Source organism: Novosphingobium sp. BAM6 (assembly GCF_057784955.1).
This window is the reverse complement of sequence record NZ_JBYNTR010000001.1, coordinates 1758601-1771961: the sequence shown is the minus strand read 5'-3', so window position 1 is coordinate 1771961 and position 13361 is coordinate 1758601. Positions and strand designations below refer to the sequence as shown.

Below are 13361 nucleotides of genomic sequence, written 5' to 3'. Positions count from 1 at the left end.
CTTCAAGGCATGAGCAGTGGAGCCGTCGAAGCAGCACGAAACATCCTCATCAGCCTTCACGAGGTGATGGCTTCGCGCAGCAATGCACAGGCGAAGCTGAACACGGTCGTGGAGGTAATCGGGGAGTCACTCCATTCCGAGGTCTGTTCAATCTACCTTCTGCGTGAAGGCATGCTCGAACTATTCGCCACGCGCGGTCTGGCGCAGGAGGCGGTCCACGTCACCCGCATGGCGGTAGGCGAGGGGCTGGTCGGCAGCATCGCCGATCATACCGAGACGCTGAACCTCGCCGAAGCGGCGGCCCATCCCGACTTTTCCTATCGCCCGGAAACCGGAGAGGACAAGTTCCACTCTTTCGCCGGGGTGCCGATCGTCCGGCGCGAACGTGCGGTGGGCGTGCTGTGCGTCCAGCACGTCGAGCCGCGCCGCTACGAAGAGGTCGAGATCGAGGCCTTGCAGACGGTCGCCATGGTGCTGGCCGAACTGATCACCAACGCCGACCTGATCGACGAGGTGGACGTTGCTGCGTTCAACGCCACGCAGACCGGGCCTGACCAGCTGCGCGGCCTCACGCTGGTCAAGGGGCTGGCGGCGGGGCAGGCGGTGTACCACCAGCCCCGCGTCCACATCGAGCATATCGTTGCCGAGGATACCGAGGCCGAGCGCCAGCGGGTGATCCTGGCGTTCGACCGCATGCGCGAACAGATCGACCGGATGTCCAGCCAGGCCGAGTTCGGCGTGGGCGGCGAGCATGAGGAAGTGCTCGAAACCTATCGCATGTTCGCCTACGACGAGGGCTGGACCCGCCGCATCAACGAGGCGATCGATTCCGGGCTGACGGCGGAGGCCGCGATCGAACGCGTGCAGCAGCGCACCCGCATGCGCATGCGCCAGATCGACGATCCGCTGCTGGCCGATCGCATGCACGATCTGGAGGATCTCTCCAACCGTCTGCTGCGCATCGTCTCGGGCCAGATGCACACGGCGGCCTCGATGGGGCTGCGCCACGATGCCATCCTGATCGCGCGCAATCTCGGGCCTGCCGAACTGCTCGAATACGACCGGCGACGGCTGAAGGGCGTGATCCTTGAGGAAGGCTCGCTCACCAGTCATGTCGTGATCGTGGCGCGGGCGATGGGCATCCCGGTGCTGGGCCGCGTGCGCAGCCTGCGCGCCAAAGTGCGCGACGGCGATCCGCTGCTGCTCGATGCCGATCACGCGACGGTGATGGTCCGCCCGCAGCAGGGCGTGATCGATGCTTTCGAGGAACGTTTCGCCAAGAGCCGTGAGCGGCAGGCGGTCTATGCCGCCATGCGCGACGTTCACCCGGTCACCCGCGATGGCCAGCGCGTCACCGTGATGATGAATGCAGGGCTGCGCGACGACATGGCGAACCTGTCGTCGACCGGGGCGGACGGCATCGGCCTGTTCCGTACCGAGTTCCAGTTCCTGGTGTCCGCCACGCTCCCCGCGCGCGAACGCCAGACCCGGCTCTATCGCGACGTGATGGAGGCGGCGGGCAGCAAGCCGGTGATGTTCCGCACCGTCGATATCGGCGGCGACAAGACGCTGCCCTATCTGCGCAATGAGGATGCCGAGCACGAGGAGAACCCGGCGATGGGTTGGCGCGCGCTGCGCGTCGCTCTCGAACGTGACGGGTTGCTCAAGGTGCAGGCGCGCGCGCTGCTCGATGCGGCGGCGGGCCGGGTGCTGCATGTAATGTTCCCGCTGGTCGCCGAGCCGTGGGAGTTCGACGCGGCCAAGGCAGTGTTCGAGGGGCAGCTGGCCTTCCTGCGCCGCCAGAAGAAGCTGCTGCCCGAAGCGATCCGCTATGGCGTGATGCTGGAAGTGCCGGCGCTCGCCGAACAGCTCGACCTGCTGGCGCCCAAGATCAGCTTCCTGTCGCTGGGCACCAACGACCTTACCCAGTTCCTGTTCGCAGCCGATCGCGCGCATCCCAAGCTGGCGGAGCGCTATGACTGGCTGAGCCCGGCGATCCTGCGCTTCATCCGCCGCGTCGTGCGCTCGCTCGACGGACACAGCGTGGATATCGGCGTGTGCGGCGAGATGGGTGGGCGCCGTCTGGAGGCGCTGGCGCTGATGGGGCTGGGCATCCGGCGCCTGTCGATCACACCGGCCTCGGTCGGCCCGATCAAGGACCTGATCAGCCATGTCGACATGGGCGAGATCGCGGCGGCGATGGAGGGCTGGCTGGCATCGCCGCCGCTCGACATGCGCGCCACGATCACCGCCTGGGCGGAGGAGCGCGGCATTCCGCTCGACTGAGCGGGGCGCACTGCGTCATGTTCCGGGCGTGGTTCGTCGCCTGCCTGTGCAGAAAAATCTTCGCCTTCGAACGGCCATGATTGACTTTGTGCGGTCATGGAGTTTGGTAAAGGCGGATCGCAAATACCCTTTACACAATCCCTTGCGGAAACTGGATGGCACACGAGGACACCCTGGGCGAGAACGCACCGACCGAACGCGGGAACGAGACCGCCGGCGCCATCCTGTCGCGTGCGCGTGAGGCGGCGGGGCTGACCCGTGCCGATATCGCCGCGCAGACCAAGATCGCCGAGCGTCATCTCGCCGCCATCGAGGAAGACCGGCTGGGCGATCTTGCCGCGCCGACCTATGCCGTGGGTTTCGCGCGCGCCTATGCCCGCACGCTCAAGCTGGACGAGGGCGACATTGCCCGCCGCGTGCGCGAACAGCTGGAAATTGCCCATTTGCGTCAGGCGCCGCCTCCGCTGCCTAGCTTCGAGCCGGGCGATCCCGCGCGCGTGCCGAGCCGGGCGCTGGCGTGGATCGGCGTGCTGGCGATCGTCGTCGTCATCGGCCTGCTGCTGGCGTTCTGGGGTAATTTCCTCTCGCCCGAGGCCAAGCTGCCTGATCTGATCTCCGACCAGCCCAGCGCTGCGGCCCCTGCGCCCAAGCCTGCCCAGCAGGCTGCCGCTGCCCCGCAGGCAGCGCCCAGCGGCCCGGTGGTCATCACCGCGACGCAGCCGAGCGTGTGGGTCAAGGTGGTCGATGCCGATGGCAAGCAGCTGGTCCAGAAGGTCATGACCACGGGTGATAGCTGGACGGTGCCTGCCGATGCGCGCGCGCCTGTCCTGCGCGTGGGCCGCGCCGATGGCCTGAAGATCACCGTGGGCGATCGCACGCTGCCGCCGCTGGCCGACCAGTCGATCGTGATGGGCAATATCGCGCTCGATCCCGCCAGCCTGATCGCTCGTGCCGACGGCAAGCCTGCGCCTGCTGCGGGTGCCGCTCCCGTGCCCGCCACACAGGCAGGCACGGCGCAGGGAGCTACGACCCAAGCAGGCACCGGCTCGCCCGCTGCCGCTACGCCGCGTGCCGCCTCGCGACCGGTGCCCCGTCGGGCGCGCAGCACGTCGCACGGCCCGGTGAACCTGTTGCCTTCGGGCGATGATAACGGTTCCGCAGGACAGCCGCGTGGGATCCCCACCGTATCGCAACCGGTCGTACAGCCGATTCCCACCTCTTCCAACTGACCGGCTCTCGACAGGCGCGCCGGTCTGGGGCAGGCACGTCGAACGAATGCCTGACGGCGGCAGCGCCGCGTCGTGACGGGCGGCGATTCAGGTCCGGTTCCGTTTCGCCCCGGCAGGAGCGAAGCGGTGACGGCCCGGAAGCGGCCGACAAGAATGATGGAGAAGACCAGCTCATGAATGGAATTGTCGCGTCGCGCGCAGTCCGTAACCTTAACGGGCGCCGCATGTCCGTCTCGACAGCCATGGCCGTGGTGGCCGGTTTCGCGATGCTGGCCGGCAGCGCGCCTGCCTTCGCGCAGGACGCCAATACCCAGCGCCGCCTCGACAAGGTGGAATCCGAAGTGCGCGCTCTCCAGCGCAAGGTCTTCCCCGGCGGCGACGGCACGTTCTTCCCGCAGATCACGCCGCCGCCCGCTGCCGCGCCCCAGCCCATGCAGGCACCGTCTGCCACGCCGATGACCGATATGCTCTCGCGCGTGGACGCAGTGGAGCGCCAGCTCGCGCAGCTGACCTCGCAGGTGGAGCAGAACACCAACCGGCTGAATCAGCTGGAAGGGCGGATGAACGACATGGCCGCCGCCGCGCAGGCCGCTCCGGCGCCGGTGCAACAGGGTCCGGTGCAACAGGGGGCGATGCCTCAGGATAATGGGCCGCAGGACAATGGCCCCAGCCAGCCGCTTTCCGCCGGAACCGCGCCTGCGCCCAGCAGCGGTGCCCCCACCAGCTCAGGTCGGGCCGATGGCGTGAAGGGCGTCGAAAAGCCGCAGACCGGCAATCCGGGACAGGACGCCTACAGCTACGGCTTCCGCCTGTGGAGCGCGAAGTACTATCCGGAGGCGCAGCAGCAGCTGAAGCAGTATCTGGCCCAGTATCCCAAGGACTCGATGGTCAGCTATGGCCGCAACCTGCTGGGCCGTGCCTATCTGGATGACGGCAACCCGACCGAGGCGGCCAAGTGGTTCCTCCAGAACTATCAGGCCGACAAGACCGGCGCGCGTGCGGCGGACAGCCTGCTGTACCTCGGCGTGTCGATGAAGGCGCTGAAGGACACCCGCCGCGCCTGCATCGCGCTCGATCAGTTCAGCCAGAGCTACACCGCCGAGGCTGCCGGGCGCCTGAAGGATACTTACGACACCACGCGCCGTGGGCTTACTTGCAGCTAACCCCATGCTGAGCCCTTCCGCCGATCTCGTGGCGCGGTTCCGTGCGGACCTTGCCGCGATCTGGCCGGAGGGGATCGCGCACGAACCGGCAAAGCTGGCCGTGGCGATTTCCGGCGGCCCGGATTCGACCGCGCTGCTGCTGCTCGCGCACGCCGCGCTGCCGGGGCGGGTCGAGGCGGCGACGGTCGACCATGGCCTGCGCGCGGCGAGTGCGAACGAGGCGGCGGATGTCGCGGCGCTGTGCGAAGGGCTGGGCGTGCCGCACCGGACCTTGCGCGTCACCGTGGCGCCGGGCAATGTCCAGAGCGAGGCGCGCGCCGCGCGCTATGCCGCGCTGGCAGACTGGATCGAGGACCGGCGGCTGGCCGTACTCATCACCGCGCACCATGCCGACGATCAGGCCGAGACGCTGCTGATGCGCCTCAACCGCGCGAGCGGCGTGGCGGGGCTGGCGGGCACGCGCGCGCAAGGTGTGGTTCCGGGCACGAAGGACCTTGGTCTGTTGCGGCCTTTGCTCGGCTGGCGGCGCGCGGACCTCGCACAGGTCGTCGCGGCGGCGGGCGTCGCTGCCGCGCAGGACCCCAGCAATACCGATCCGCGTTTCGACCGGGTACGGATCCGGCAGGCGCTCAAGGATGCGGACTGGCTCGACATCACCGCCGTAGCCCAGAGCGCCGCGCATCTCGCCGAAGCGGACGAGGCGCTGGAGTGGATGGCCGCGCTGGAATGGCGCTCGTGCGTCACGAAAGAGCCGATGGGCCTGCGCTACCGCCCGCGTGCGCCGCGCGCCGTCGCCTTGCGGGTGCTGGCGCGGATCGTCACCGAACTGGACGGTACGCCCCCGCGCGGCCAGGCCGTGGCGCGACTGATGGAAACGCTGATCGCAGGCCGCCCCGCCTCGATCGGCGATCTGGTGGTACGCGCCAACGCAGGCGGCTGGAGCTTCTCGAAAGCCCCCGCCCGCGCGGCGAAGCGCATCGTTGCGAAGGCGCCGGATGCCTGAGTCTGGGCCAAGCAGCTAAATGCGGATGGTCTGTTAGCGCCCCCTTGCGGACATTGCCGTGCAAAGCCATTATCCGCGTATGAGGCGTGAACGCATTGAAAAATTTCAGAACCCAATCGTATGGGTGGGCATGCTCGCGATTATGCTTGGATTAGTAGCCAAGCAGGCTCTCGTAACGAAAGGAGAAGGAATTTATATCAATTCAGAGTACTTCCTGTCACACCTTAAAAGTGCCCCGTCTATCGTTTGGGTTTACTGGTCTTTGACATTCATCTTTGCCATTTGTTTTTGCGCTGGCGCATTCCTAGAATGGTTTAAGCGTCGCTGACGGCAGATTACTACCCTTCGCAGTCCTCCTTGGAGGTCAATTACCCCAAACTGTCTACCCCCCGGTCAGGTCGGAGCCCATACCCACATACTTGCCGCGGGTGATATAGACCTTGTCGCCCAGATGCGTGGTCTTGAACAGCTTGGCGGCAAAATCGTCCGGCATGCCGACGCAGCCGTGGCTGACGTAGCCCAGCGCCACGTTCGAGCCGTGCAGGGTGATCCCGTCGTTGGTCAGGCGCTGCATGTAGGGCATTGGCGCGCCGGTGTAGATGTTCGAGACGTGATGCTCGTCCTTCTGGGTGATGGGGAACACGCCGAGTGGCGTCGGCTTGTCATCGCTGCCCAGCAGGACTGCGCTGGTACCGATCTCGTAGCCGTCGCGGAACACCGAGATCACGCGGGCGTCGAGGTCGACGGTGATGACGATCGGGCCTTGCGGTACGCCCGCATCGTCCCAGTGCCAGTCACCATAGCGGATCGGGCCGCTGATCGGCAGGATGCGCTTGATGACGAAGCCTGCGTCCCTGGCGGGCGCGTGTGAGGGGGCAGGGGCAGACACATTCGCTGCCGCTTTCGTTACATTCGCCGCGACCAACGTTTTCGCATCCGTGCCAGAAGCAGGCGCTTCGGGCCTTCCGGCGGCATAGAGCGCGCCGCCGATGGCGCCCAGCGCCACCACGCCCGAGCCGAGCAGGAGAAGAGCGTTGCGGTTCATGACGAAAAGATAGGAAGCGAATCTGAAAAGGCCATGATCCCTGTCATCGCGCATCAGGGTTAAAACTAATACACCGGCTGGAAATTTCGATAATAGCCTTGAAACTGCCGGTGAATTTGCAACACAGTGACACAAATCCCCGCTGGACGACAGACCCGCGACCTTTCAGGCTGGCATGATGAAACGAACCGGGCTCGATCTTGTCCCCACTGTAACGCTGTGCGCGGTGATGAGCGGCGCGCTGGGCGCCTGCGCCGTCGGGCCGAACTATCACACCCGCGCGGCGGCAGACCTTGGCGTTCCCGATGCCTGGTCGGTTCCGGCTTCGACGACGCGCGAGGACCTGACCCGCTGGTGGAGCCGGTTCGACGATCCGGTGCTGACGCAAGTGGTCGAGCTGGCGGCGGCGAACAACCTCGATCTGGCGCAGGCGGTGGCGCGGCTGCGCCAGGCGCGCGAGGCGCTGAAGGTCAGTCAGGGCTCGCTGTTCCCGACGCTCAGCGGATCGGCAGGCGCGACGCGCTATGAGCAGGTGCGCGGGGCCAACGGCGCGGCGACCGCCGGTTCCTCGGGCTATGTCTATTCGGGCAGCGGCGGCACGACGAACTATTCGGTCGGCCTCGATGCCAGCTATCAGCTTGATCTGTTCGGCGGCGTGCGCCGCTCGGTCGAGGCTTCGCGCGATGCCTATCAGGCCAGCGGCTACGACTATGCCACCACGCTGCTCTCGGTGGAGAGCGAGGTCGCGAAGAACTACATGCTGGCGCGCGGCTATCAGGCGCAGCTGGCCAATGCGCGCGACAGCCTGAAGATCCTCGACGAGAACCTGCAGATCGCCCAGTGGCGCGTGCAGGCCGGGCTGACCACCTCGGTCGATGTCGAGACGGCGCGCGCCAGCCGGGCGCAGACCGCCGCGACGATCCCCACGCTGGAGCAGTCCTACAATACCGCCGTCGCGCGCATCGGCGTGCTGACCGGGCAGGCGCCGGGTACGTTCAAGGCGTTGCTCGCAACCCCCACGCCGATCCCGGTGACGCACTCTGCTGCCGATGGATCGCTGGCGGGGGAGGACATCGTCGGCGCGGGCGTTCCCGCCGATACCCTGCGCCAGCGGCCCGATGTGCGCTCGGCGGAGCGCTCGCTCGCCGCTGCCGTGGCGCGGATTGGCGTTGCCAAGGCGGCGCTGCTGCCCTCGCTGTCGATCGGCGGATCGCTGACCAGCAATGCGACGAGCCTCTCCAGCCTGCTCGACACGATCACCGGATCGCTGTTCGGCACGCTGTCGCACACGATCTTCAACGGCGGCGCGGCTTCGGCGCAAGTGCGCTCGAACCGTGCGGCGGCGGACGAGGCCTTCGCGGCCTACAAGTCCGCCGTGCTCAGCGCGCTGGAGGATACCGAGAACGCGATGGTCGCACTCGATGCGGCCCGCGCGCGCGAAGTGCAGTATGCCATCGCGCTCGATGCGGCGACCAATTCGGCCGTGCTCGCGCGCAGCCAGTACCGTTCGGGGCTGACCGACTTCACCACGCTGAACACTGCCGAATCCTCGCTGATCTCGGCGCGGGACGGGCTGGCGCAGGCGCGGTCGGACAAGGCGCAGGCGGTCGTCGCGCTCTATGTGGCCCTGGGCGGCGGCTGGGATGTGAACCGCCTGCCCGACACCGGCAACACGCCGATGCCCACAGGGCTTTCGGCCACGGGCGCTCCCACCACAAACACCTCGAACCTTCAGGCCGGACCCGCGCAGTGAGCGGGACGGATCACCAGACCCCACCGGCAGGACAGACCATGGCGGACAGCGATCTCGAAGACTTCCTCGGCGAAAAGCCCCGCACGCGCTGGCAGCGCTGGCGCTGGTGGATCGTCGCCATCGTCGTGCTGGTGGTGCTCGTGCTGCTGCTCAGCCGCTGCATGGGCGGCTCGGACGCGCCCAAGTATGCGACCGCGAAGGCCGAAACCGGGCGTCTGGTGACGACCGTCTCGGCCACCGGCAATCTGGCGCCGACCAATCAGGTGACGGTGGGTGCGCAGCTTTCCGGCCAGATCGTGCGCGTGCTGGTGGACGTGAATGATCGCGTCACCAAGGGACAGGTGCTCGCCGAGATCGACCCCGAGCAGATCGACGACCAGATCCGGCAGGGCGAGGCGACGATCAACGCCAATGTCGCGGCGATCGGCACCGCCAGGGCGACGCTGGCCGAAAACACGGCGCAGCTAGCCCGGCAGGAAGAAGTCTATCGCCTCTCGGGCGGCAAGGTGCCTTCGGGAACCGAGATGCAGACCGCGCGCGCCGACGTGCAGCGCGCCAAGGCGGCGCTTGCGCAGGCCGTCGCCACCGCAGAGGCCAGCCGCGCCTCGCTGGCGCAGACCAAGACGCAGCGTACTTATGCGGTGATCCGCTCGCCGGTTTCGGGCGTGGTGCTGGCGCGTCAGGTCGATCCCGGCCAGACCGTCGCGTCTTCGTTCAGCACGCCGACGCTGTTCGTCATCGCCGAGGATCTTTCCAAGATGAAGCTGGAAGTCTCGATCGACGAGGCGGATGTGGGCACCGTGAAGGACGGTCAGAAGGCGACGTTCACGGTCGATGCCTTCCCCGGCCAGGCCTTCGATGCCCAGATCACCCGGGTGGAAATCGGCTCGAACCTGACGGTCAGCAGCTCGTCCTCCTCGTCCAGCTCCAGCACGACCAGCAGCACCAGCTCGTCGTCGTCGAGCGGGCAGGTGGTGTCCTACGCCGCTGACCTATCGGTGGCGAACAACGACCTCAAGCTGCGCCCCGGCATGACCGCCACCGCCGATATCGTCACGTCCGACAAGGCGAACGTGCTGATGATCCCCAACACTGCGCTGCGCTTCAAGCCTGCCGAAGGGGCAGGCGCCAGCGGCGGCTTCGCCAAGGCGATCCTGGGCGGTCCGCCGCGCCGGGGCGGGGCGACCGACAAGGGCGCGACGATCGGACGCGGCAGCACCCAGACGATCTACGTGCTGGGCAAGAAGGGCGAGCCGCAGGCGGTTCAGATCGTCACCGGCAATACCGACGGCACCAATACCGAAGTCGTTTCGGGCGGGCTCAAGCCGGGCATGCAGGTCGTTACCGGCACGTTGTCCGCCGCCGGTTCCGCCGCGGCCGGCGCCAAGGGTGGGTGACATGGCCGCCGCTGCCGCCCCGCTCATCCGGCTGCGCGGGATCACCAAGGTCTATGGCACGGGGGCGACCGCGTTCCATGCGCTGAAAGGCGTCGATCTCGATATCGAGCGCGGCGATTTCGTGGCGGTGATGGGGCCTTCGGGATCGGGCAAGTCGACGACGATGAACATGCTCGGCTGCCTTGACGTGCCCACCGGCGGCGCGTTCCTGTTCAAGGGCCACCACGTCGAGGCGCTCGACCGCGACCAGCGCGCGATGCTGCGGCGGCGCTATCTGGGCTTCGTGTTCCAGGGTTTCAACCTGCTCTCGCGCACCAGCGCGCTGGAGAATGTCGAGCTGCCGCTGGTCTATCGCGGCGATCCCAAGCGCGAACGACGCCTTGCCGCGCTCGACGCGCTCGACAAGGTGGGCCTCAAGGAATGGTGGGACCACACCCCGGCAGAGCTTTCCGGCGGCCAGCAGCAGCGCGTGGCGATTGCCCGCGCCATCGTCACCAGCCCCGACGTGCTGCTGGCGGACGAGCCGACCGGCAACCTCGATTCCGAACGCTCGGTGGAGATCATGGAACTGCTCACCCGGCTGAACCGCGAGCAGGGGATCACCGTGCTGATGGTGACGCACGAGCCCGACATGGCCGCTTTCGCGCGCACCATCGTCCATTTCCGCGATGGTCTGGTCGACCGGATCGAGCGCGGGCACCGTTCGGGCGAGATGCCCGAGCCTGACCGGCCTGCATACGATATCGCGGAGCCGGACGGCACCACCGAGGGACTCGCCTGATGCTCGGCACCGTGTTCATGCTGGCGCTGCGCTCGATCCGCCGCCACATCCTGCGCTCGTTCCTGACGATCCTGGGCATCGTCATCGGTGTCTCGGCGGTCGTCACCATGGTGACGCTGGGCAAGGCGACGACGGCGGCGGTGCAGGCGCAGATCGCGCAGCTGGGCACCAATGTGCTGATGGTGCGCCCCGGACAGGGCTTCGGGCGTGGCGGCGGCGGGGCGCTGCCGCAGGACTTCAAGAGCGACGATGTCGAGGCGATCCGCCAGCAGGTGGCAGGTGTCGTTGCCGTGGCCCCGCAGGCGCAGAGCACCGCGCGGGTGATCTACGACGGCGCCAACTGGTCCACCACGATCAACGGCACCACCAACGCCTATTTCACCGTCCAGCCCTGGAAGCTGAGCGCCGGGCGCCTGTTTACCCCGCTGGAGGAGCAGGCGGGCAGCGCTGCGTGCATCATCGGCTCCACCGTGCAGACCAATCTGTTCAAGGTGGTCGATCCGATCGGCAAGCGCATGCGCGTGGGCACCGTCAGCTGTACCGTGGTGGGCACACTGGAGACCAAGGGACAGGCAGGCTTCGGCGGCGATCAGGACGATGTCGTGATCATGCCGATCAAGACCGTGCAGCGCCGCTTCATCGGCTCCACCGACGTGCGCATGATCCTCGTCGGCGTCGATACCAATTACCAGAGCAAGCAGGTGCAGGATTCGCTCAGCGCCCTGCTGCGTGAGCGTCGCCATCTGTCCGAAGGGGCGGAGGATGACTTCAACATATTCGATACCAAGCAGATTTCCGATACGCTCAGCCAGACCACCGGGTTGCTGACCGGCATCGTCACCGCCGTCGCGGCGATCAGCCTTGTCGTCGGCGGTATCGGCATCATGAACATCATGCTGGTCTCGGTGACGGAGCGCACGCGCGAGATCGGCATCCGCCTCGCCATCGGTGCCTTGGCGCGCGAGGTCCTGATGCAGTTCCTGGTCGAGGCGATTGTGCTGTCGTGCCTTGGCGGGATCGTCGGGCTGCTGCTGGCGCAAGTGCTGATCGCGCTGGCGACGCCGCTGATGCAGGTGCCATGGACCTTCGACATGTCCAGCAACGTGATGGCCTTCATCGTCTCGGCGGTGATCGGGGTGGTCTTCGGCTACTTCCCGGCCCGCCGTGCGGCGGCGCTGAACCCCATCGACGCGCTGCGTCACGAGTGATCGACTCGATCTGAAGTCGGGCCGATCGGGCGTTTTCGGCCCGGTCGGCACCCATGACCCCAAGCATTTCGTCGAAACGGCTGGGCGACAGGCCGAAAAGTACCGGAAATCCGCTGGTTAACGTACCTGTCAGGATGCTCCGCATGCGCCGTCCCATAAAGCCGAAATGGCGGAAATCCACCATTTTCAGACTTCGTTAACAGGCTCCATCCACCCCGCTGGCGATGCAACTGGTCGCAGTTTACTTGTGCGACGAACCGAATTGCGGCCTCTCGCACGGGCAAGGGACCGGACAGGCCGGGGTTCAGGGGGCTTCATGAATACGACGAAAACGCGCCGTATCGCGCTGCTCACCCTGGGCGCCGCTGCGCTGGTGCAGCTTTCCGGGCCGGTCTCGGCCATTCCCGTAGTTCAACCGCTTCCCGCCGCTTCGGTTCCCGCGACGGTCGCATCGACCACTTCGCCGGTCGTCGAGAGCGCCTCGCTGGCACAGATCCACGCCGATGCGCCTGCCGCCGGCGACATGGTCGATGCCGACGATACCGATGCCGAGACGCTCTGCCTTGCCAAGGTGGTACTGCGCGAATCCGGCGGTCAGCCTGAAATCGGGCAGGTCGCCGTGGCGCAGGTGGTGGTGAACCGCACCCGCTCGGGCCGCTTCCCAACCACGATCTGCGGCGTTGCCAAGCAGCGCGGCCAGTTCTTCAACGTCGATGCCTACGATTTCTCGGGCGACCGTCGCTGGGGCACTGCCCTGCGTGTCGCGCAGGAAGTGGTCGCAGGCGAGCACGATCCAGTCGTCGGCGATGCGCTCTACTTCCACGCCGCAGCCGCCCGCGGCGGCTACTGCCCCCGCCGCGTCGCCAAGCTGGCCGATCAGGTGTTCTGCGCCTGAGGGCGCAGGGTGACGCGCAATCCTTATTATTGAAGACCGGGAAACTCGTTGATGGGTTCCCTGCGGATGGTAATGCCTCCGATGTCTTGCCGGGGATCTGCCAGGCGCAGGCCGGTAAGTCCTTGCGCGACAGCCATGTGTCCAAACTGATCGCTGGCAAAGATGCTCTTGCGCTCACGTGTATCCTTGAAGAGTGGCGGTAATCCACCGGGCAGAGTGCTCATGGCATAGGGTGTGCCACCCGAGCGAGTGTTATCGCCATAGGCGGACCAGTCGATCACAGCGCAGGTCCGCAGCACGTTGAGCGCAAACAGTTCGGTTTTCTTGACCGTCACGAACGGCAGGAACTCCACATCATCGCCGCAAAGCTCGTTGATGGCATTTTTCGCGCGGCTGCTGACGAGCAATGTCATGCTGCCGATCTGCCAGCTGGTGAAGTCAGCGACTTTCTTGCTTTTGTTGAGAATCTCGAAAGGCGGCGTGACCCATGTGTCCGCCATTGGCGTGCACACGAAGCGATCGTGGAAGAACCGCAAGTCTCTTTGTTGGGCGCAAAGATAGTCGTTCGGTTTTGCGGATAAATTCCAGATGTTGGCCATGG

Annotated in this window: 11 protein-coding genes; 9 read left to right on the top strand and 2 right to left on the bottom strand. The window is 66.5% G+C overall.

Annotated elements, in window-relative coordinates:
- Window positions 1-9: 9 nt before the first annotated feature.
- From ptsP to tilS, 4 genes are all read left to right on the top strand, one after another.
- Window positions 10-2286, top strand: coding sequence for a phosphoenolpyruvate--protein phosphotransferase (gene ptsP / locus AC3EC3_RS08170; protein WP_488489082.1), 2277 nt, complete (start codon window positions 10-12; stop codon window positions 2284-2286).
- A gap of 155 nt (window positions 2287-2441) precedes the next feature.
- Window positions 2442-3515 (top strand): helix-turn-helix domain-containing protein, encoded by a 1074-nt coding sequence (locus AC3EC3_RS08165; protein ID WP_488489081.1) that lies wholly within the window; start codon window positions 2442-2444, stop codon window positions 3513-3515.
- A gap of 224 nt (window positions 3516-3739) precedes the next feature.
- A complete protein-coding gene (locus AC3EC3_RS08160) occupies window positions 3740-4678 on the top strand; it encodes a tetratricopeptide repeat protein (protein ID WP_488489080.1) in 939 nt (312 codons plus the stop codon).
- Window positions 4679-4682: 4 nt separating this feature from the next.
- Window positions 4683-5681 carry a tRNA lysidine(34) synthetase TilS gene (gene tilS, locus AC3EC3_RS08155; RefSeq protein WP_488489079.1) on the top strand — a complete coding sequence of 333 codons (999 nt, stop codon included), beginning with the start codon at window positions 4683-4685 and terminating at the stop codon, window positions 5679-5681.
- A gap of 382 nt (window positions 5682-6063) precedes the next feature.
- On the opposite strand, the gene AC3EC3_RS08150 is transcribed toward tilS, so the two are convergent.
- Window positions 6064-6726 carry a L,D-transpeptidase family protein gene (locus tag AC3EC3_RS08150; RefSeq protein WP_488489078.1) on the bottom strand — a complete coding sequence of 221 codons (663 nt, stop codon included), beginning with the start codon at window positions 6724-6726 and terminating at the stop codon, window positions 6064-6066.
- A 178-nt stretch (window positions 6727-6904) separates the two neighbouring features.
- Here AC3EC3_RS08150 and AC3EC3_RS08145 point away from each other — a divergent pair, with 178 nt between their 5' ends.
- The 5 genes from AC3EC3_RS08145 to AC3EC3_RS08125 all read left to right on the top strand — a co-directional run bounded on the left by AC3EC3_RS08145 (window position 6905) and on the right by AC3EC3_RS08125 (window position 12760).
- Window positions 6905-8479: an efflux transporter outer membrane subunit gene (locus AC3EC3_RS08145; protein ID WP_488489233.1), complete on the top strand. Its 1575-nt coding sequence runs from the start codon at window positions 6905-6907 to the stop codon at window positions 8477-8479.
- 38 nt (window positions 8480-8517) lie between these two features.
- Window positions 8518-9876, top strand: coding sequence for an efflux RND transporter periplasmic adaptor subunit (locus tag AC3EC3_RS08140; protein ID WP_488489232.1), 1359 nt, complete (start codon window positions 8518-8520; stop codon window positions 9874-9876).
- A 1-nt stretch (window position 9877) separates the two neighbouring features.
- Entirely contained in the window at window positions 9878-10657 is a 780-nt protein-coding gene (locus tag AC3EC3_RS08135) for an ABC transporter ATP-binding protein (RefSeq protein ID WP_488489077.1), read from the top strand.
- Window positions 10657-11865, top strand: a complete 1209-nt coding sequence (locus AC3EC3_RS08130; protein ID WP_488489076.1) for an ABC transporter permease — start codon at window positions 10657-10659, stop codon at window positions 11863-11865. Before AC3EC3_RS08135 ends, AC3EC3_RS08130 begins: the two co-directional genes overlap by 1 nt.
- A 316-nt stretch (window positions 11866-12181) precedes the next feature.
- Complete coding sequence (locus AC3EC3_RS08125; protein WP_488489075.1) at window positions 12182-12760, top strand: cell wall hydrolase; 579 nt, start codon at window positions 12182-12184, stop codon at window positions 12758-12760.
- Window positions 12761-12786: 26 nt separating this feature from the next.
- Here AC3EC3_RS08125 and AC3EC3_RS08120 read toward each other — a convergent pair whose 3' ends face one another.
- Window positions 12787-13359 carry a hypothetical protein gene (locus tag AC3EC3_RS08120; protein ID WP_488489074.1) on the bottom strand — a complete coding sequence of 191 codons (573 nt, stop codon included), beginning with the start codon at window positions 13357-13359 and terminating at the stop codon, window positions 12787-12789.
- Window positions 13360-13361: the final 2 nt, after the last annotated feature.